This window comes from Planctomyces sp. SH-PL62, assembly GCF_001610895.1.
Lineage (GTDB): Bacteria > Planctomycetota > Planctomycetia > Isosphaerales > Isosphaeraceae > Paludisphaera.
Map to the genome: position 1 here is coordinate 6,291,127 of NZ_CP011273.1, position 20,458 is coordinate 6,311,584.

Consider the following 20,458-nt stretch of genomic DNA (forward strand, 5'->3'; position numbering starts at 1 on the left):
CCTTAGTCTGCAATTCCGTCGCCGGCCGATCGCCGGCCGGGCCGCAGCGACCTCCCCGCAGAGCCAACCCGCCCGGAGCCTCCCCACGATGACCGCGCGACGCCTCTCCTTCGTCTTCTCATCGGCCCTGGCGGCCGGGGCCCTGCTGGCCCTGGCGGGGGCGGACGACCCGGCGCCCACCCACGCGCCGACGCCCGCGGACCAGGCGCCCTCGCGGATGACGATCCCGCCGGGCTTCACGGTCAAGCCGTTCGCGGCCGAGCCCGACGTCCTCCAGCCGATCGCCTTCACCATCGACGCGAGGGGCCGGCTCTGGGTCGTCGAGAACTTCTCCTATCCGATCTGGCTGGAAGGGCCCCGGGGCAAGGACCGGATCGTCATCTTCGAGGACTCCGACGGCGACGGCCGGTTCGACTCCCGCAAGGTCTTCTACGAGGGCGGCAAGAGCTTCACCGGGATCGAGCTGGGCTTCGGCGGCGTCTGGGTCTGCGACACCCCGAACCTGCTGTTCATCCCCGACGCCGACGGCGACGACCAGCCCGACGCCTCGCCCGCGGTCGTCCTGGACGGCTGGGACGTCAAGGCCCAGCATAATATGTTCAACGGCCTGAAATGGGGCCCGGACGGCTGGCTCTGGGGCCTCAACGGCATCCTCTCCAACTCGCTCGTGGGCGCCCCCGGGACGGCCGACGCCGACCGGACGGCCATCAACACGGGCGTCTGGCGGTACCACCCCACGCGCAAGGTCTTCGAGGCCGTCGCGCACGGGACCACGAACCCCTGGGGCCTGGACTTCGACGACCACGGCGAGGCGTTCATCACCAACTGCGTGATCCCCCACCTGTTCCACGTCGTCCCCGGAGCCCGGTTCGACCGGATGTTCGGCGAGGACTTCAACACCAACACGTATCAACGCATCCCCACCTGCGCCGACCACCTGCACTGGGCCGGCGGCCACTGGACGGAGTCGCGCGAGGGGGCCGGGCACGACAAGCACAGCCTGGTCGGCGGCGGCCACGCCCACGTCGGCGCGATGATCTACCTGGGCGGCTCGTGGCCCGACTCGTATCGTGACGGCGTCTACACGTTCAACATCCACGGCCACCGCGTCAACCACGACCGCCTGGAGCGCAAGGGGTCCAGCTACGTCGCCCATCACGAGCCCGACCTGCTGCGGGTGGACGACGTCTGGTTCCGCGGCCTGGAGCTGAAGTACGGGCCCGACGGCGCCGTCTACTTCACCGACTGGGCGGACATCGGCGAGTGCCACGAGAACGACGCCGACGGCTCGCACCGCGAGAACGGCCGGATCTACAAGATGACCTACGGCGAGCCCCAGCCCGTCACGGTCGACCTGGCGAAGCAGACCGACGCCGAGCTGGCCGGGCTTCAGAGCCACAAGAACGAGTGGTACGTCCGCACCGCCCGCCGAATCCTGCAAGAGCGTGCGGCGGCGGGCGGCGACATGACCGCGGCCCGCACGACCCTCCAGGCGATGTTCCGAGATGAGACGGAAGCCCCCCGACGCCTCCGCGCCCTGTGGGCGTTGAACGCCGTCGGCGCGCTCGACGAGCCGGCCCTGCTCGGCCTGCTGGCCGACCGCGACGACTCCGTGCGGGGCTGGGCCGTGCGGCTTCTGGTGGACCGGCTCCCGATCGCTCCGGCGGTCGTCGCGAAGCTCGCGGAGGCCGCGAAAACCGAGACCTCGCCCCGGGCGCGACTGGCCCTCACGTCGGCCCTCCAGCGGATCCCGGTCGCCGACCGCCGGCCGCTGGCCGAGACGCTGGCGGCGGCCGAGATCGACCCGGCCGACCCCATGCTCCCCCTGATGACCTGGTACGGGATCGAGCCCCTGGCGGCCGAGGACCTCGACCGCGCGGCGGCCCTCGTGACCGAGGTGAAGCTGCCGATGCTCCGCAACTTCCTGGCGCGACGGATGGTCTCGGCCGACCCGGCCGGGGGCCTGGCCGCGCTCGCCCCGGTGCTGAAGCTCGACCGCGACGAACTGCGTTCGGACGTTCTCGACGGCGTGCTTGAAGCCTTCCGGGGCCGCAAGCAGGTTCCCCGGCCGGAAGGTTGGGCGGACCTCTACGCGGGGCTCTCGGCCGTGAAGTCGCCCGAGGTGCTGGAGAAGGCCCTGCTCCTGGCGGTGACCCTCGACGAGCCCAAGGCCGTCGAGGCGCTCCGGGCCACCCTGCTCGACCCCAAGGCGGACGCCGGCCGCCGGCAGGTCGCCCTGACCACCCTGGTGGAGCGGCGGATTCCCGGCCTGGAGCGTGACCTGCCCGGTCTGCTCGCCGACGACGCCCTCCGCGCCCGGGCGCTCCGCGCCATGGCCGCCTTCGCCGACCCGGACGTCCCCCGGATCGTCCTGGATCGCTACCCGACGCTCACCCCCGCCGAGCGTGAGGACGCCGTCGCCACGCTGGCCGCCCGGCCCGCCTGGGCGCTCGCGCTGCTGGACGCGGTGGAAGCGGGAACGGTCCCGCGTCGAGACGTCAGCGTCACCACCGCCCGGCAGATCCAGGCCCTGGGCGACGCCGGCCTGTCCCATCGTCTGGAAGTGGTCTGGGGGACCGTCCGGGCGACCTCGGCCGACAAGGCCTCGCTGATCGGCAAGTACAAGGCCGTCCTCACCGCCGGCGCCCCCGACCTCGCCAACGGCCGCGCCGTGTACGAGCGGACGTGCAACGCCTGCCACAAGCTGTTCGACGCCGGCGGCGACGTGGGCCCCGAGCTGACCGGCTCCGACCGCGCCAACGCCGACTACATCCTGGAGAACGTCCTGGACCCCAGCGCGACCGTCGCCCGCGAGTACACCGTGACCAACGTCGCGACCGCCGACGGCCGCCTCGTCTCGGGCATCCTCCGCGCCCAGACCGACGCCGTCCTCACCATCCAGACGGCCAACGAGCGGATCATCCTCCCCCGCGAGGACGTCGAGGAAGTCAAGGCCTCCAACATCTCCATGATGCCCGAAGGCCAGCTCGAAGCCCTCTCCCCGCAAGAGATCCGCGACCTCTTCGCCTACCTCGCCTCCCCCAGCCAGGTCGCGCCCGCCGCGACCAAGTGATGCCGTCCTGTCCCGACCCTCATCCGGCCGTCGTGGGGCCGGATGAGGGGGCCGTCATCGCGGACGGACCGAGACGCCCACGGCTCTCGTGCTCAATTCCCTCCCCCCCCCCTGGTGGGGGAAGGTGGCCGAAGGCCGGATGAGGGGGACCCTCATCGCGGAGGAGACGGAGCCGCGACGGCTTCCGTACTCGTCGCCCCCTCCTCCGCGTCTGCGCGGCGCCTTCTCCCTCAAGGGTGCTCCGTCATCGCGGACGGACCGAGTCCCCGACGGCCGTCTTGCTCGTCTTCCCCCTCATCCGGCCGGCCCTGCGGGCCACCTTCCCCCGCGAGGGGGGAAGGGATGACGGCGACGGCCTCGGTCACCGCGGACGGACCGAGGCGCCGACGGATTCCGTGCTCGTCCTCATGCTTCGCGAGGGAGCCAGGATGTGGGGCCCGCGCCTCCTCACGGCCGGGCCGGGTTGCGCCCGAGGCGGGGGATTTCCGCCGATCGGCGAGATCGGGCCGGGTGTTCGTCGTTTAGGGATGAGGGCCGAGGCCGGCTCTCGACACGCCTCCCACGACCTCCCGCCGACGTCACCCTCCTGGAGGCTCCCTCCCCAAGTTTCGAAGAGACGACGGTCATGGAATTGACGAGAAGGCCGAAGCACGACGTCTACACCGCACCCGGGGCCTACCGCGAACTGGAGGCGCGAGTGCGCCGGCGGACGCTTGGCAAGGGGGTGCGGACGCTGTTCATGACCGCGTTCGACAGGCGGACGCGGCTCGGCCCTTACGTCTTCGTCGACAAGTCGCTGATCCCCGGCGCGGCGAGGGCGGTGGGATCGGCCCTGCACGCGGCGGGGCTCACCAGCACGCGGCTGGTGCTCCAGGCGTGGTCGGGAGGCGTGCTGCCGAGCCGGGCGCGGATCGACGGCGCGGCGCCGGACCTGTTCCTGGTCTCCGGGATGCAGATCCACAGCCGGTCGGCCTATCGGCTGACCGAGGACGCCTGGAACATGGGCGCGGCCCGCCCCCTGATCATCGCCGGCGGGGCCAAGGCGTCGTACGAGCCCTGGGACTTCTTCGGCCTGGGGAAAGACGGCCGCGCGGGGGCCGACGTGGTCGTCACGGGCGAGGAGTTCGTGCTGCTGGAACTGCTCGACCGGATCCTTGAATACAAGGGGGAAGGCGAGTCGTGGCGGGAGGGTTTCGACCGCGCCCGGGCCGCCGGGGCGCTGCACGGCGTCGCGGGTCTGGTCTTCGCCCCCGAGCCGGGGGAGACGGCGCCCGAGGCCCTCGTCGACACCGGCCCCCAGCGCCTGGTGCGCGACCTCGACGAGCTGCCGCTGCCGTTCGACGGCCTGGGCCTCTTCGAGCCGCCCCACAAGGGCGCCGAACTGGCCGAGAAGCCGCTGGCCGCGACCGGGCTCAAGGACCATGCGGCGCTGCTGACGGTCGTCATGACGCACGGCTGCAAGTTCCACTGCCCGTACTGCCCGATCCCGGGCTACAACCAGGGGACGTATCGACATAAAAGCCCGCGCAGGATCGTCGAGGAGCTGGCGGGGATCGTCGAGCGCAGCGGCATGGCGACGTTCTTCGGCGCGGACGACAACTTCTTCAACAACCGCGAGGCGACCGAGTCGCTGCTCACGGAGATGGCCCGGGGGACGGCGGGGGGGAAGCCGTTCCGCGACGCCGTCTGGATCGGCACCGAGGCCACCGAGCACGACGTCGACCGCAACAGCGACCTGCTCCCGCTGGCCCGCGAGGCCGGCGTGCGGGCCGTCTGGTTCGGCATCGAGGACATGACGGCCTCGCTGGTCAAGAAGGGCCAGACCCCCGAGAAGACCCGGATCGTCTTCCGCAAGCTCCTCGACCACGACATCGCGCCGATGCCGATGATCATGCACCACGACGAGCAGCCGCTGTTCACGTTCCGGGGGCTCTACGGCCTCTTGAACCAGGTGCGGTTCCTCCGCAAGGTGGGGGCCGTCAGCATGCAGATCACCTTCCTGACGCCCATGGTGGGCTCGAAGAGCTATGAACGCTACTTCGAAGAGGGCCTGATGATGCGCGAGGTCGACGGCGAGGTCGTGGACGACAGCCACTTCGACGGCAACCACTGCCTCACCACCGGCAGCGCGCGGCCGTGGCGCAAGCAGGCGAATTTATTCGTGGCCTACGCCGCGTTCTACAATCCACTGAGCTTCGCCCGCGACCTGCTCAAGAAGCGCGACGGCCTCTGGAAGTTCCGCCTGATGTATCAGGTGCTGGGCCAGCTCGGCCTGGCGCGATCGATCTTCAACGGCTCGCGATGGCTCCGCCGGCTGTTCACCGGCCGGATCGCCGTGCATCACGCCGCACGCCCACCCAAGTTCCCCATGATCGCCGCCGACGCCGACTTCCCATCGACGTTCACCGGCGCGAGGATTTGATTCCAGATGGGTGGGGGAAGGAAGGGAGCCACCTTCTCCCGCGAGGGGAGAAGGTGGAAGTGGAGGTGGAAGTGGGCCGGTTCGGATCAGGCCTTGAGGGCGCCGATGGCGGCCTCGGTGCGCTTGAGGATGTCGTCGACCTGGTCGGTGGACTGGAAGCCGATGATGAAGGAGTCGACGGTTCCGAGGCCGAGGACGTAGCGGAGGGAGGCGTCGATGCGGCCGGGCTCGTCGATCTTGCCTTCGCCGAGGATCTTCATGCCGATGACGCCCTTGCCGGCGTCGTGCATTTCTTGCAGGACGGAGGCGACCTCGTCGGGCTTCTTGTCGTCCATGATCAGCCCTTCGGGGTTGATCCGGGCGAGGTCGATCTCGACGAAGGGGAGCTTGGCGGAGGTCCGCAGCGGGTCCATGCCGTGGCAGCTGGTGCCGTGGGCGCGGATGAGCTTCTCCTCCTTGGCCTGCATCAGGGCTTCCATCGCGCCGGTGTGCTCGTGGTCCCAGCCGGTCTTGGTCATGCAGTGGAGCAGGAGGATGTCGATGTAGTCGACGCCCAGTTCCAGGCGGTAGCGCTGAAGGTGGTCGCGGGCGGTGACGGCGTCGGTGGCGTGGGTCTTGGTCTGGATCTGGTACTTCTCGCGGGGGACCCCCTTGAGGGCCTCGCGGAGGTAGACGTGGGAGCCGTACTGGTCGGCGACGTCGAACAGGGTGACGCCGAGGTCGAGCGCGTGGCGGACGACCTTGGTGAAGCCCTTGACGCCCAGCTTGGTCTGGTTGCTGGACTGGCCGCCGCCGACGGTCCCGCTCCCCATGCCGATGAGCGAGGTCTCGATGCCCGTCTTGCCCAGGATCACGCGGGCCTGCGGGCCGGCGGGGAGGGCGTTCGAGGCGAGGGCCCCGGCGGCGCGCGAGGTCCCGGCGGCGGCGAGCGCCGCGGCGGTCGCGGTGGAGGCGAGGAAGTCGCGGCGGTTGAGGGCGGGCGTCATGATCGGGATCTCCCGTATCGGTTCGTGTCGATCCGGACAAGCCGACGGAATCCGTCGACCGACGTGGACCTCCGATTCTATCCCGGCCGGTCCGATGCTACCATGTGAAAGTGGAACATCCCGCGCGGGTCGCGGAGTCTGGAGGTCGGTCGTGTTCACGGGTTTGGTCGAGGCGATGGGGCGGATCGAGGCGGCGGTCGACGAGGACGGCGGCAAGCGGTTCGCCGTCCGCTGGGAGGGGCTCGACGCCCCCCTGGCGATCGGCGAGAGCGTCGCCGTCAACGGCTGCTGCCTCTCGGTCGTCGCCTCCGGGCCGGAGCGGTTCGAGCTCCAGGCCGGACCGGAGACCCTGCTCCGCACCAACCTCGGCGGCCGGAAGCCAGGCGACCGGGTCAACCTCGAACGCTCGGTCCGGGTCGGCGACCGCCTCGGCGGCCACATCGTCCAGGGCCACGTCGACGCCACCGCCGCCCTCCGCGAACGCCGGACCGAGGGGGAGTGGGAATTCCTGGCGTTCGACGTGGACCCGGCGTGGACCGTCTTGATGGTCCCCAAGGGGTCGATCGCCGTCGACGGCGTCAGCCTGACCCTGGTGGACGTGGGACCGGCGGATTTCTCGATCATGCTGATCCCGCACACGCTGTCCGTGACGACCCTGGGGCTTTTGAAGCCGGGCGACCGCGTCAACATCGAGACCGACGTCCTCGCCAAGCACGTCCAGAAACTCCTGGGACAGGTCCGCTGAGCACATGCCCACCCGACAGACGCAATCGTACCTCCGGGGCCTGTTCCGCCGTCGAGGGCTCTCGCCCCGGCATCGCCTGGGCCAGAACTTCCTCATCGACCTGAACATCCACGACGTGATCGTCGAGCAGGCCGGCGTCGGCCCCGACGACGTGGTGCTCGAAGTCGGCCCCGGCGCAGGGGCGTTGACCGCCCTCATGGCCGAGCGCGGGGCGCGGGTTCTGGCCGTCGAGGTCGACCCCGGCATGGCCGAGCTGACGGCCGAGGCCGTCGCCGAATCGCCCAACGCGCGGGTGCTCAACATCGACGCCCTGGCCTCCAAGCACCTCATCGCCCCCGAGGTCCTCGAAGCCCTGGACCAGATCCGCGAGGGCCGCCCGTACCGGCTCGTCGCCAACCTGCCGTACAACATCGCCACGCCGCTGATCATGAACCTGCTGGTCGACGACGCCCACCGACCGGCCTCGATGGTCGTCACCATCCAGAAGGAGCTGGGCGAGCGGATGATCGCCGCCCCCGGAGCCCCGGACAACAGCGCGCTCTCGATCCTGATCCAGGCGTTGGCGGAGGTGGAGATCGCCCGCATCCTCCCCCCGTCGGTCTTCTGGCCCCGCCCCAAGGTGGATTCGGCGGTCGTCGTGATCCGCCCCGTCGCCGAGAAGCGCGAGGCCGTCGGCGACCTGGCGTGGTTCCATCGGTTCGTCCGCGACGTCTTTTTGCACCGCCGCAAGAACCTCCGCGTCGTCCTCTCCAAGCTGGCCCCCGAGGGGATCGCCAAGGCCGACGTCGACGCCGTGCTGGAATCCGTCGGCATCGACGGCCGCCTCCGCGCCGAGGCGCTGGAGGTCCCCCGCTGGATCGCGCTGGCGCAGGCCCTGCACGCCAGCTGGGGCGGCGTTCTCCCGGTCGAAGCGGAAGGGGCCGAGCCCGCCGAAGAGCCCGACGACGGATGACCGGGGCCGCCGACGATCGAGGACGCGGGCTGGTGGTCGTCGCCGGGGGGAGCGGCTTCCTGGGGGTCTCGCTGGCGACGCACCTCGCGGCCCTGGGCCGATCCGTGGTCATCCTCTCCCGCAAGCCCCCCCGGCCGTCCGGCCCGTGGCGGCACGTCGCCTGGGACGGCCGCACGCTGGGCGATTGGGCTCGTGAACTGGACGGCGCGAGCGGCCTGGTGAACCTGGCGGGCCGCAGCGTCGACTGCATCAAGACCCCCGACCATCGGGACGAAATCCTCCGGTCGCGGCTGGAGTCGACGCGCGTCCTGGGGCTCGCCGTCCGCGCCTTGGACGCGCCGCCCCCGGTCTGGGCGCAGATGAGCACGGCGCACATCTACGGCGATCCGCCCGGTCTCGTCTGCTCCGAGGATTCCCCGTTCGGCCTCGGCCTGGCGCCGGCGGTCGGCCGGGCGTGGGAGGAGGAGTTCGCCCGAAGCGTCCTCCCCGCGCAGCGCCCCGTCGCCTTCCGGACGAGCTTCGTCGTCGGCCGCGATCGCGGCGCCGGCGGCGGCGCGCTCGCGAGGCTGCGGACCCTGGTCCGGCTGGGCCTGGGGGGTCGGGTCGGGTCGGGCTCCCAGGGAATGAGCTGGATCCACGAGGCCGACATGAACCGGCTGTTCGAACGCGCCCTGGACGACCCGGCGATGCGGGGCGCATACATCGCCTCCTCCCCGGAGCCCGTCCCCCAGCGCGAATTCATGCGGGCGCTCCGCCGCGCCGTCGGCGTGCCGATCGGTCTGCCCGCCCCCGCGTGGCTCGTCCGCATCGGCGCCCCGCTGGTCATGCGGACCGACCCGGAGCTGGCTCTCTACGGCCGCTACGTCGTCTCGAAGCGGCTGGAGGAAGAGGGCTTCGCGTTTCGCTTCCCCGGCCTCGACGCGGCCCTGGCCGACCTGCTCGGCGGCCCGAGCCCCGGGCGCTGAGCGATCACTCCTTGGGCTGGGGGAAAATCGAGGGCCGGGGGTGGCGACGGTCGATCTCGGGCTCGCCGGGGCGTCGGGCTTTGCGTGCGCGGGCGGCCACATCGTCCCAAAGGGCGGCCAGCTCGTCGACGGCCCGCTCGGGGTGCTCGACGGCGCGGGCGGCGACGGCCTTGATCTGGTCGCGGAGCGCCTTCTGGCCGTCGAGGTCGATCGTGCCCGATTCGGTGGTCGTGGCGACCAGGCCGTAGGCGTCGCGGACGGCCTCGTCCCAGGCGCGGGAGTCGACGCCGGGGGGCTGCACCTTCCGAAGCTCGAAGACCGCCGGGGCGACCTCCTTGCGGCCGAAATCGGTCCGCATCTTGTAGCGATCCAGCCCCGGGCGGAAGACCAGGAACAGCAAGGCCCAGAGGAGGACGATGACCACGCCCGACAGGATCACGAAGCGACGCCCGGAGAACCCGGGGCCGCCGCGTCTCAGTGGCGGTTCGACCGGCCGCGCGGGGGCGTCGGGGGTGGGAGTCGGGGTGGCGGGCTGGAGCGGGCCGTTCCGGCCGCCCTCGTTCGGCGTGGTGATGCTCATGGGTGTGGGCGTTTCGGCGATTTCGGCGGAAGGGCCTCGCGTCGGATCCGTTCCGCGCGTCCGATCCGTCGGTCCAGTCTATCGTGAAACGCCCGCGAAGGGGACTCCGATGCGGCGAGGACGCGCGGGAAGTCGCCGGGAATCAGGGGCTCCCCCGGCCTTCCAGCCGGGCCGCCGGATCGGGCTCGACGCCACTCTCGACGCGGCCCTGGAGCGTCGCCTTCCAGCTGGCCGAGAGCGCGGGAAGCGCGGCGAGGGCCGCCGCGCCGTCGAGGTCGTCCCTGTCGCGGTGCATGATCCGGTTGGCCTCGGCAACGGTCCATTCCGGATGGGGTCGTTCGACGAGCCGGATCGGCGAGCCGGCCGTGACGAGTCCTTCGGTCAGGACGCGGACGTACCAGCCGGTGCGGCCGGACTCCTGGACTCGCCGCGTGAGCGTCTTGATCTTCCAGCGGCGGGCGAGCTTCCAGCAGGGCTGCCGGGGCTGCGAGACCTGGACGACCGCCTCGCCCACCCGCCAGACGTCGCCGATGCAGACGCCCGACTCCACCAGGCCGCCGGTGGTGAAGTTCTCGCCGAACCCGCCGAAGGCCAGGTCGGGAAGGCCCAACTCCATCCGCCAGCCGGGGTAATGCGCCGCGGGATAGCAGCAGACGGCCTTGTCGGGGCCGCCGTGATACACCCTGTCGGCCTGGTCGTCGCCGTCCAGGTTGATGCGACGGAGCATGATCGGGCCGGTCGCCGGCTCTTTCACGATCCCGCTCTCCCAGGGGCGGTCCATCGGGTCGGCCGCCCCCTCGATCCCCAGCCTTCGCGGCCGTCCCACCTGGATCGCCGCAAGGTCGCCGACCACTCCCGCCATCGCGCCACCTCCCCCGGATTTCGATGATCGAGGATAATCCGACGCCGCCCGGGACGACAAGGTTCGCCCGCGCGGACGGCCCCACCCCCGTCAAATGAAGATCGACTCAGGTTTCGAGATTAGCCGGACTTGAAGGCATGGGATGACGCTTCTATTCTGGATTCGAGGGAGTTTGGACGGCAGCGCCGCGCCTGAATCGGGACGCCCCCATGACCAGATCGACGATCCGACGCGCCGTCCTCGCCCTCGGCTGCCTGCTGGCGGCCGGGACGGGGTTCTCTCGCGAGCCGGGGCCGGACCCGGACGGGACCGACGCCTTCCAGTCGCGGGTGCTGCCGCTGCTGGAGAAATACTGCATCAACTGCCACATGGAGGGGGACGCCAAGGCCGACCTGGCGCTCGACCTCTACGACGACCAGGCGGCGGCGCTGAAGGACGGCAAGACCTGGCTCCGGGTGCTCGACGCCCTCGACGGCGGTACGATGCCGCCGCCGAACAAGCCCCGGCCCACGCTCGCCGAGATCGAGACCGTCACCGGCTGGATCGAGCACGACTACCTGGCCGCCCAGTGCGGCGAGGGCCGCCCCCCCGCCCCGGTGGTGATCCGTCGCCTGAACCGGCAAGAATATGACAACACGATCCGCGACCTCCTGGGCGTGGATTTGAAGCTGGCCGCGACCCTCTTCCCGGCCGACGACGTGGGCTTCGGCTTCGACAACGTGGGCTCGGCCCTCAACGTCTCGCCGATCCTGGTGGAGAAGTACCTGGACGCCGCCGAGGCCGCCCTGGCCGCCGCGATCCGGCCCCCGGACGTCGCCGCGTTCGCCCCCCGAGAGCTGATCGGCCTGCAGACCCACCGCCTCCCCCCCGACAAGCCCGTCGAGTTCGAGCACACGCTCAGGCCCGGCCGGTATCTGGTCGATTTCAGCCTGGTGCGCGTGGGCGTCGCGGAGTCGGTCGCCCCCCCTCGCCTGATCGTCGGCCTGGGGAAAGACCGGCGCACCGTCGAGGCCGTCGCCGTGCAGGACGAGACGGTCGTCTACCGCTACTGGCTCACCGTCGTCGACGGCGACGCCTCGGCCTTCGTGGCGCTCGCCCCCGGCGAGGAGAAGGGGGAGAACGTCGTCGCCCCGAGCCAGGTCGGCGCGGCGGCCGGCGGAGATCAACGCTACGGGTCCGATCGCGGCCTGCACGTCGACTCGATGGTCGTCCGGGGGCCGCTCGTGGTCGACCCGGCGAGCCTCCCCGAGTCCCACCGGCGGCTCCTCCCCGAGACCCCCGGGCTCGGCGACGCGGCCCGGCTCGACGCCGCCCGTGCGACGGTCTCGCGGTTCGTCGACCTCGCGTTTCGGCGGCCCGCGTCCGCCGAGGACGTCGATCGCGTCCTGACGGTCTTCCGGCTGGCCGACGATCGGGGCGAGAGCTTCGAGCGTGCGGCGCAGGTGGCCCTCACGTCGGTCCTGGCCTCGCCGAGATTCCTGTATCTCGTCGAGCCCGACGCCGGGACGCCGAGCGTCGACCGGCCGCTCGACGAGTTCGAGCTGGCCAGCCGGCTCTCCTACTTCCTCTGGAGCAGCATGCCCGACGAGCCGCTGTTCGCCCAAGCCCGCGCCGGGACGCTGCGGGCGAACCTCCGCGAGCAGGTGGGCCGGATGCTCGACGACCCGAAGTCCTCGGCCTTCACGTCCAACTTCGCCGGCCAGTGGCTGCAACTCCGCCGTTTGGAAGGCGTCGCCCCGGACCCCGACCGATTCCCGGGCTTCGACGAGGCCCTCCGGGCGTCGATGCGCGAGGAGACGGAACGGTTCTTCGCCTACGTCCTGCATGAAGATCGGAGCATCCTGGAACTCCTGGACGCCGATTATACGTTCGTGAATCCGTCGCTGGCGAAGCACTACGGGATCGACGGGGTCGACGGCGAGGGCTTCCGCCGGGTCTCGCTGACGGACGGCCGCCGGGGAGGCGTGCTGACGCAGGCGAGCGTGCTGACCCTGACCTCGAACCCGAACCGGACCTCGCCGGTGAAGCGCGGGCAGTTCATCCTCCAGCAGTTGCTGGGGACGCCCCCCCCGCCGCCCCCCCCGGACATCCCCAAGCTCGACGACGACGGCCACGCCGGCGACCCCGACGCCTCGCTCCGCGAACGGATGGAGCGGCACCGGGCCGACCCCCAGTGCGCCTCGTGCCACCAGCAGATGGACGCCCTGGGGTTCGCGCTGGAGAACTACGACGCCGTCGGCCGCTGGCGCGTCAACGACGGCGAGGCGCCGATCGACGCCTCGGGCGAACTGTCCGGGGGCCGGTCGTTCCGCGACGTCCGCGAGCTGAAGAACGTCCTGCGCGGGACGGCGACCCGAAAATTCGCGCAGTGCCTGATCAAAAACATGCTAACCTATGCCCTGGGCCGAGGCCTGGAGCCGGCCGACTTCTGCACCGTGGAGGACGTCCGATCGCGGCTGGCCGGCGACGGCTGGCGGGTCCGCAACGTCGTCCTCGGGATCGTCGAGAGCCGCGCCTTCCAGAATCGGGGCGTCGCCCCCTGAGCCGGCCGCCGTCACGAGGAGGAGAGGAACGGATGACGAACCCCAGCCGTCGCGACATGCTCCGGGGCCTGGGCGCCGCCCTGGCCCTGCCCTGGATGGAGAGCCTGGCCCCCTTCGCCCGGGCCGCCGGCGCGGCGCGCGGCGCCGACGCGGGCAAGCCCCCGGTCCGCATGAGCTGCTGGTACGTCCCCAACGGCGTCCACCTGCCGACGTGGTTCCCCGACCACGCGGGCGCGCTCGTCGACCTGCCGCCGAGCCTCGAACCGCTGGCGTTCGCGCGCGACTCCCTGAGCACCTTCCACGGCCTGATCCACAACACGGCCCTGACCAACGGCGACACCGAGGGCTGCGGCCACGGCCAGGGCGCCGCCAGCTTCCTCACCGGCGCCCAGGCGGCGAAGTCGCAGGACGCCGTCCGCGTCGACGTCTCCGTCGACCAGCTCTACGCCCGGCACGTCGGCGCCGCCGCCCGATTCCCCAGCCTGGAGCTGGGCTGCGAGTCCCCCCGCTCGGGCAACGCGTTCGGCTACAGCGGCGCCTACAAGACCCACATCTCCTGGCGCACGCCGACCTCGCCCGCCCCCTACGAGCTGAACCCCAAGGTCGTCTTCGACCGCCTGTTCACCCGGGGGACCAACAGCCTCACCCAGGCGACCGTGGCCGACCGCGACTTCTACCGCAAGAGCCTCATCGACTACGTCCGCGACGACGCCGACCGCGTCCGCCGCGCCGTCTCCTCGAACGACCGCCGCAAGCTCGACCAGTACCTGACCGGCGTCCGCGAGGTCGAGCGCCGCATCCAGCAGGCCGCCTCCCCCGCCGCCGACCTTCCCGGCGACTTCGCCCGTCCGGCCGGCGTCCCCGAGGACTTCGACGAGCACCTGCGGCTGATGTGCGACCTGATGGTCCTGGCCTTCCAGACCGACGCCACCCGCGTCTCCAGCTTCATGCTCACCAAGGAAGCCTCCGACCGGAACTACCCCTGGCTCGGCTTCACGGACGGCCACCACGAGCTTTCCCACCACGGCAACGACGCCGAGAAGAACCGGAAGCTCCGCGCCATCGACCGCTACCACGTCTCCATCCTGGCCTACATGGTCGAGAGGATGGCGGCGATCGAGGAGGCCGACGGCTCCACCCTGCTCGACAACTCCATGATCCTCTACGGCAGCGGCATCGCCGACGGCGACCGCCACGACCACGTCAACCTCCCGGTGCTCCTCGTCGGCAAGGGGGGCGGCGCCCTCCGCGCCGGCCGCCACCACCGTTGCCGCGCCGAGACCCCGATGGCCAACGTCCTCCTCACCATGCTCCAGCAGGCGGGCGTCCCCATCGACCACTTCGGCGACAGCACCGGAACGATCCCCGGCCTGGCGGTCTAGCCGAGACGATCCGCGACGCCCGACCCTCCCGGAATTCCGCCGAGGCCCAGCGACATGACGAAGCGAAATCTCGGGCCGGCGGCGATCGCATTCCTCGGCCTGTCCCTCGCGACGGCGGCGTCCGCCGGCCCGGTCGACGACCTGAAGTCGGAGGACGTCGAGGCCCGCCGCGCCGCCGCCTCGGCGATCCGGTCGGCCGACCGCGAGGCCCGGATCGCCGCGCTGCCCGCCCTGATCGACCGCCTGAGGGACGAGAAGGACGGCCAGGTCCGGCTGGCGGTGTTCGACGCCGTGACGAGCCTGGGCCCGGCCGCCGCGCCGGCCGTGGAGGCCCTGGCGCACACGCTCCGCACCAATTACGGCGGCCAGGGTCGCGAGGAATCGCACCAGGATTATCGCGCCGCGCTGGCGCTGGCGGCGATCGGCGAGCCCTCGGTCGAGACCCTCCGATCGCTGCTGAAGGAGCGCAAGGAGAGCGTCCGCGCCGAGGTCGTCATGGCCCTCGGCCGCGTCGGCCCGCCCGCCGCGACGGCCGTCTCCGACCTGATCCCGCTGCTCGCCGACCCGAGCGACCGCATCCGATCCGAGGCGATCCCCGCCCTGGGCTCGATCGGCCCGGCCGCCGTCGATCCGCTGATCTCCGCGTGCTCGGATGAGAATCCGAAGATCCAGGCCGGGGCCGTGGAAGCCCTGGGCTTCGTCGTGACGCCCGCCCCCCGCGCCGTGCGCGTCGCGCTCGACCGCGCCCGCGACGACGCGCCCGAGGTCCGCGCCGCCGCGATCCGGTCGCTGACCCGGATGGGAGAGACCGTCGCCGAGGTAGACGCCTCGGCGGCGTTCCTGGACGGTCTCCGTCACGACGACGAGACGGTCCGGCTCGCCGCCGTCGACGCTTTCACGGAGCGGCCCGCGCTGCTGGCGAAGGCGGCCGACGAATTGGAAGCGCTGCTGACCGCCCCCGGCGACGGCCCCGCGCGGCACGCCGCATCGCTGCTCGGCCGCCTGGGGATCGACGCCGCCCCGAGGCTCCTCCGCGCCCTGGCCGACGACCGCGGCCGGATCGAGCCGATCGCCGACACCCTCGCCCACATCGGCCGTCCCGCCGCCACGCTGCTGGAGGAAGCCGCCGCCTCTCCCTCGCCGCGCGTCCGACGGGGGGCGGTGCTGGCCCTGGGGAGCCTCCGCCCGCTCGCCCCCGGGGCCGTGGAGGCGCTGGCGAAGGGCCTGCGCGACGCCGACGCGGGCGTCTCCGCCGCGAGCCTCGCGGCGCTGGGCGGGCTCGGCCCTCGGGCCGCCCCGGCGCTCCCCGAGGTCCGCTCGCTGCTGCGGGGCGAGTCGGCCGAGTTGCGGGCGCAGGCCGTCGAGGTGCTCGCGCAGGCCGCTCCCCGAGACGCGAAGCTCGTCGACGACTTCCTGGCAGCGCTCGACGACCCCGACGCCCGAGTCCGCCGCCCGGCCCTGGAACGCCTCCGCGGCCTGGGGACGCTCGGCCGTCGGGCGATCCCGGCCGCGATCGCGAAGCTTTCCGACCCCGACGCCGACGTCCGCGCCGCCGCCGCCGACCTCCTCGCCGGCCACGGCCCATCGGCCGTCGAGGCCGTCCCTGCACTGACGGCCCTCCTCTCCGATCCCTCGCCGCGCTTCCAGATCATCGCGGCGGAGACGCTGGACAAGCTCGGGAGGGCCTCGCAGCCCGCCTTCGAAGGCGTCGTAGCGCTTTTGGATTCGCCCGACCCGAAGGTCCGCGAGGCCGCCGCCCTGACGCTCGGCGGGCTCGGCCTGGACGCCGAATCCGTCCGCCCCCGCCTGGCCCGGGCGCTTCGCGACGAGTCGCCGGCCGTCCGCAAGGCGGCGCTCCGGTCGGTCCAGCGGTTCGGCCCGAACGCCTCATACTTCGCCCCCGACGTCCTGCTCATGGCCGTCGACAAGGACGACCGCGCCGCCGTCGATCGCTTCGTCAAACGCCTCGAACGCCGAGGCCCCGACCCTCGCACGATCCCCGACCTGACCGCTCGTCTGAGCCACGACGCCCCTGCCGTCCGCCTGCTGGCCGTCAAGCTCCTCGCCCTCGCCGGCCCCGCCGCCGCCCCCGCCCTGCCGACCCTCGAACGCCTCCTCGAAGACCCCGACGCCGACGTCCGCGCCCAGGCCAAGGCCGCCTGCGACCAGTTGAGGCCCGCCCCCGCCGCCCCGCCGGGCGACGCGTGATCGCGAGAACGGCCCGGCGACGAACCCTCGACGGCCGACCTCCTCTTTAGTATCGTAAAATGGTACCAAAGAGGACGTGAGATGAGCACGCGACACGCGCGGACCTTGCTGGCGATCTTCGACGATCCGGCGCGTGCGGACGTCGCCTGGCGAGACGTGGAGTCGCTGCTCGCCTCGCTCGGCGCCGAGTTGACGGAGGGGCGGGGTTCGCGAGTCCGCGTCGCCCTGAACGGCGTCCGCGCCGTCTTTCATGAGCCCCATCCGGAGGAGGGGATCGGCAAGGGGATGTTGCGGTCGTTGCGCGATTTCTTGACGGCCGCCGGGGTCGCGCCGTGAGTCGTTCGAAGTAGGAGGCGTCATGAGGTACAAGGGGTATACGGGGGTCGTCGAGCTGGACGAGGGTCAGGGCGTCCTCTTCGGTCGTGTCGCCGGCCTTCGAGACGTGATCACGTTTCAAGGTGCCTCCGTGGCGGAAGCCGTTCGGGCGTTCCACGAATCGGTCGACGATTACCTGGATTTTTGCGCCTCGCGCGGCGAGCCTCCGCAGAAGGCCTATTCGGGGCGTCTCGTCGTCCGCATCGACCCCCGGCTGCACGGCGAACTCGCCGTCCGCGCGGAGGCGAGTCGGATGAGCCTGAACGCCCTGATCGAGAAGTCCCTGGAGACGGCGGTGCGACCGCCCGCCGCCGAATCCCCACCTCCCCCCGCCGTGAAATCGCGTCCCAGGACGAAACGGGCGACCCGATGAGCCCTCCCCGACGTGGCGCCGAATGGCCGGCGAGCCGCTCGCCCGGGACGACGTCGCCCTCGATCCAAGGTGGTGAACGACATGGCGGATGATCAGGTCGAGTCGCCGCGAGATTCCGAGACCGAGGCGCCGACGGAGGTTTCCTCCGGGCCCCGGCGCTCCCGGGCGCGGCGGTGGTCGGTGCGGACGATGAAGATCGTCGCGGCGACGGTCGGGTTCTGGCTGATCGCGGCGTATCTGATCGTCCCGTTCTTCTGGACGCACTACGAGCACGCCCCGGCGATGGCGACGGCGCCGAAGACGACGGTCACGGGCCAGGGCATCCCCGGCGACCCGCTGAACGTCGGGCTGATCGGGACCCGGGAGGAGTTGGTTCTCGCGATGGTCGACGCGGGCTGGGACCCGGCCGATCCGGTGACGCTGCGTTCCAGCCTGGAGATCGCCGGCAGCGTCCTGCGCGGCAAGCCGTATCCCGACGCGCCGGTGAGCCCGCTGTTCGTGTTCGGCCGCAAGCAGGACCTCGCGTACGAAAAGCCCGCCGGGGCCAGCGCCAAGCGTCGGCACCACGTCCGGTTCTGGGAGTCGAGCGACCTGGGCCGGGCGGGCGAGCCGCTCTGGATCGGGGCCGTGACGTTCGACCAGAGCGTCGGCCTGAGCCACCGGACGGGCCAGATCACCCACCACATCAGCCCCGACGTCGACGACGAGCGCGACGCCCTCATCGCCGGCCTCCGCGAGCGCGGGAAGCTCCGCGAGATCTTCCAGGTCACCGGCGTCGGCGCGACCCTCCTCGGCCGCAACGGCGGCGGCGACCCGTATTACACCGACGGCGAGCTGACCATCGGCGTCCTCGTCGCCGGCGACCGCAAGGACGAGTCTCCGGCGACCCTGGACAATCCGCCGGTCATCCAGTTCAAGGAGCAGCTCTGGTCCGTCGTCAAGCCGATGCTCGACTCGCTCCCCAGTTCGCAGGCCGACGAGCAACCCTGAGGGACCGCATCATGAATCGTCGCGACGTACTCCGGGCCGGCGCGGCTGGGCTCGCGCTGGAGATCTCGGCGCGGACGCTGTGGGCCGAAGCCGAAGCTGATGCCGGACGCATCATGACCGTGCGCGGGCCGATCGCCCCCGACGCGATGGGCGTCACGCTTCCGCATGAGCATATCCTGGTCGATTTCGCCGGGGCCGACGCCGCGACCCCCGACCGCTACCGCGCCGACGAGGTTTTCGCCGTGGCGCGGCCGCACCTCGACGCGATTGCTAGTCAGGGCGTGCGGACGCTCGTCGAATGCACCCCGGCGTATCTGGCCCGCGACCCGGCGCTCCTGCGGCGGCTGTCGGAGGCGACGGGGCTGCACATCCTGACGAACACGGGGTATTACGCGGCGTCGGGAGGAGTGTTCCTGCCGGCGCACGCGCGGACGGAATCGGCCGACGACCTGGCGGCGCGCTGGCTGGCGGAGTGGCGGGACGGGATCGGCGGAACGGGAGTCCGGCCCGGCTTCCAGAAGATCGGCGTCGACGGCGGGCCGCTCATCGAGGTTGCAGTGAAGCTTGTTCGCGCGGCAGCCCGCGTCCATCTGGCGAGCGGGCTGACCATCGCGGCTCACACCGGGGACGGCCGCGCGGCGCTCCAGGAGCTGGAGCTTCTTCGCGAGGAGGGCGTGGACGCCTCGGCCTTCATCTGGGTCCATGCGAACGCCGAGGCCGACCGGGCCCTCCACGCCGAGGCCGCCGCGCGGGGCGCCTGGGTCGAGTTCGACGGCGTCTCGCCCGGCTCGGTCGACGGCCACGTCGCGCTGGTCGCCGCGATGAAAGAGCGAGGGAGACTCGATCGCGTCCTGCTCTCGCACGACGCCGGCTGGTATCACGTCGGCGAGCCCGGCGGCGGCGAATTCCGCCCGTTCTTCACCCTCTGGAACGACCTCGTCCCCGCCCTCCGCAAGTCGGGCCTCTCCGACGCCGACGTCCGCACCCTGACCGTCGACAACCCCCGCGAAGCCTTCACGATCCGGGTGCGTCCGGCCGGATGAGGCGGCGGACGCAGCCAGGCCGAGCCTCGGCCGTGGGGGACGCGCGCCCACGGCCGACGTCCCGAATCCCGAACTCCGATTCGGGGGGGACGGCGGGCGGGGCGGACTTCCGGCTCGATTCGCTTCGCTTCAAGTGGCGGAGCGAACGCGACCAGCGACGGCGGGCCTGGTTGCTTGGATCGACGCTTGCGGGCGCTGCGGGGGAGAGGACCGCGGCGACTCCGGACCGGAGGAAGACGTGTGAAGGTGCCGTGATGTTTCCATCAAGGCGATGTGAACATAAAAGTTCGCCGGCCGTCGTAAGGCGGCGTCTCAGCGAGCCTTCAACATGGCGCGCATCTGGAGGCGGCTGGCGGGCAGCGAGGCTTCCTTGAGGAGTCGGGTCAGCTTGGATTCGACGACGCAGGCGGGCCGCAGCCCCGAGCGCTCGTCCACGACCAGGGCTTCTTCTCGCGGCGCGGGCGACCTTCGTTCGGCGACGAGGCCGCGACCTGGGGAAGCCGACTCGGCGGCGTATTCGACGGACGTCACGTCGGGGGCAATCATCACGGGACTCAAGTCATCCTCTCTCGGAACCATGGGACCTGGACCTCCTGCAAAGCCTGTCGACTATCCGCTCCTGACCGATCGTCGTGCAAGCGGCGTGCCGAAGTTGATCCTTCAGGCCGGCCGGGAAGGCGAAGTGAAGGATGCGGGTAGGATCGGGGTGCAACCGAAGTTCAACACGATCCTGCGCGTCCTCTTGAAGCCTTCAGAGCGTCGGGGTGGGAAGTGGTCTTCCGGCGCTCTCCACCCTAGTACGCGAATCCTCGCGGGAGCGTGGGACGTTCCGGAAGGATTTCCAAATTCTTCGGGGACGCGCCAGGATCGTGGCTCGGGGACGTTTCAGAGGAAAACCGGCGGCGGCCCCGCAGGCCGCCTCGCAAGAGGGGCGGTCTGATCCGTACCATGATCCGGGG

General features: G+C 71.5%; 16 protein-coding genes. 12 read left to right on the forward strand and 4 right to left on the reverse strand.

The window, feature by feature from the left end; genetic code table 11:
* Positions 1 to 88: 88 nt before the first annotated feature.
* The gene (locus VT85_RS24545) at positions 89 to 3,073 is read left to right on the forward strand and encodes a PVC-type heme-binding CxxCH protein (RefSeq protein WP_068420818.1); all 2,985 of its coding nucleotides are present in this window, start codon (positions 89 to 91) and stop codon (positions 3,071 to 3,073) included.
* Positions 3,074 to 3,698: 625 nt separating this feature from the next.
* The gene (locus tag VT85_RS24550; RefSeq protein ID WP_068420819.1) at positions 3,699 to 5,495 is read left to right on the forward strand and encodes a B12-binding domain-containing radical SAM protein; all 1,797 of its coding nucleotides are present in this window, start codon (positions 3,699 to 3,701) and stop codon (positions 5,493 to 5,495) included.
* Positions 5,496 to 5,581: 86 nt separating this feature from the next.
* Here the strand turns inward: VT85_RS24550 and VT85_RS24555 are convergent, their stop codons facing one another.
* Positions 5,582 to 6,481, reverse strand: coding sequence for an aldo/keto reductase (locus tag VT85_RS24555; protein ID WP_068420820.1), 900 nt, complete (start codon positions 6,479 to 6,481; stop codon positions 5,582 to 5,584).
* A 151-nt stretch (positions 6,482 to 6,632) separates the two neighbouring features.
* On the opposite strand from VT85_RS24555, the gene VT85_RS24560 reads away from it, so the two are divergent.
* Genes VT85_RS24560 through VT85_RS24570 form a run of 3 tightly spaced genes read left to right on the forward strand, consistent with a single transcriptional unit; the run spans position 6,633 to position 9,143 of the window.
* Positions 6,633 to 7,226: a riboflavin synthase gene (locus VT85_RS24560; protein WP_068420821.1), complete on the forward strand. Its 594-nt coding sequence runs from the start codon at positions 6,633 to 6,635 to the stop codon at positions 7,224 to 7,226.
* A gap of 4 nt (positions 7,227 to 7,230) precedes the next feature.
* Positions 7,231 to 8,178 (forward strand): 16S rRNA (adenine(1518)-N(6)/adenine(1519)-N(6))-dimethyltransferase RsmA, encoded by a 948-nt coding sequence (rsmA, locus tag VT85_RS24565; protein WP_068420822.1) that lies wholly within the window; start codon positions 7,231 to 7,233, stop codon positions 8,176 to 8,178.
* A complete protein-coding gene (locus VT85_RS24570; protein WP_068420824.1) occupies positions 8,175 to 9,143 on the forward strand; it encodes an epimerase in 969 nt (322 codons plus the stop codon). The genes rsmA and VT85_RS24570 overlap by 4 nt, the downstream gene beginning before the upstream one ends.
* Positions 9,144 to 9,147: 4 nt before the next feature.
* Here the strand turns inward: VT85_RS24570 and VT85_RS24575 are convergent, their stop codons facing one another.
* Positions 9,148 to 9,723, reverse strand: coding sequence for a hypothetical protein (locus tag VT85_RS24575; RefSeq protein ID WP_068420825.1), 576 nt, complete (start codon positions 9,721 to 9,723; stop codon positions 9,148 to 9,150).
* Positions 9,724 to 9,865: 142 nt separating this feature from the next.
* Positions 9,866 to 10,585, reverse strand: a complete 720-nt coding sequence (locus VT85_RS24580; protein ID WP_068420826.1) for an MOSC domain-containing protein — start codon at positions 10,583 to 10,585, stop codon at positions 9,866 to 9,868.
* Between the two features lie 209 nt (positions 10,586 to 10,794).
* Between VT85_RS24580 and VT85_RS24585 the strand changes: the two genes are divergently transcribed.
* From VT85_RS24585 to VT85_RS24615, 7 genes are all read left to right on the forward strand, one after another.
* Positions 10,795 to 13,128, forward strand: coding sequence for a DUF1592 domain-containing protein (locus VT85_RS24585; RefSeq protein ID WP_068420830.1), 2,334 nt, complete (start codon positions 10,795 to 10,797; stop codon positions 13,126 to 13,128).
* A 32-nt stretch (positions 13,129 to 13,160) separates the two neighbouring features.
* A complete protein-coding gene (locus VT85_RS24590; RefSeq protein ID WP_068420832.1) occupies positions 13,161 to 14,510 on the forward strand; it encodes a DUF1552 domain-containing protein in 1,350 nt (449 codons plus the stop codon).
* A 54-nt stretch (positions 14,511 to 14,564) separates the two neighbouring features.
* The gene (locus VT85_RS24595) at positions 14,565 to 16,718 is read left to right on the forward strand and encodes a HEAT repeat domain-containing protein (protein ID WP_068420834.1); all 2,154 of its coding nucleotides are present in this window, start codon (positions 14,565 to 14,567) and stop codon (positions 16,716 to 16,718) included.
* An 81-nt stretch (positions 16,719 to 16,799) separates the two neighbouring features.
* Positions 16,800 to 17,054, forward strand: coding sequence for a type II toxin-antitoxin system HicA family toxin (locus tag VT85_RS24600; protein WP_068420836.1), 255 nt, complete (start codon positions 16,800 to 16,802; stop codon positions 17,052 to 17,054).
* Positions 17,055 to 17,076: 22 nt separating this feature from the next.
* The gene (locus VT85_RS24605) at positions 17,077 to 17,466 is read left to right on the forward strand and encodes a type II toxin-antitoxin system HicB family antitoxin (RefSeq protein WP_082858877.1); all 390 of its coding nucleotides are present in this window, start codon (positions 17,077 to 17,079) and stop codon (positions 17,464 to 17,466) included.
* An 81-nt stretch (positions 17,467 to 17,547) separates the two neighbouring features.
* Positions 17,548 to 18,456 (forward strand): LssY C-terminal domain-containing protein, encoded by a 909-nt coding sequence (locus VT85_RS24610; protein ID WP_068422612.1) that lies wholly within the window; start codon positions 17,548 to 17,550, stop codon positions 18,454 to 18,456.
* An 11-nt stretch (positions 18,457 to 18,467) separates the two neighbouring features.
* The gene (locus tag VT85_RS24615) at positions 18,468 to 19,499 is read left to right on the forward strand and encodes a phosphotriesterase (protein WP_068420839.1); all 1,032 of its coding nucleotides are present in this window, start codon (positions 18,468 to 18,470) and stop codon (positions 19,497 to 19,499) included.
* A gap of 312 nt (positions 19,500 to 19,811) precedes the next feature.
* Here VT85_RS24615 and VT85_RS24620 read toward each other — a convergent pair whose 3' ends face one another.
* On the reverse strand, positions 19,812 to 20,048 hold the full coding sequence (locus tag VT85_RS24620; protein ID WP_156513083.1) for a hypothetical protein: 237 nt from the start codon (positions 20,046 to 20,048) through the stop codon (positions 19,812 to 19,814).
* Between the last annotated feature and the right edge of the window lie 410 nt (positions 20,049 to 20,458).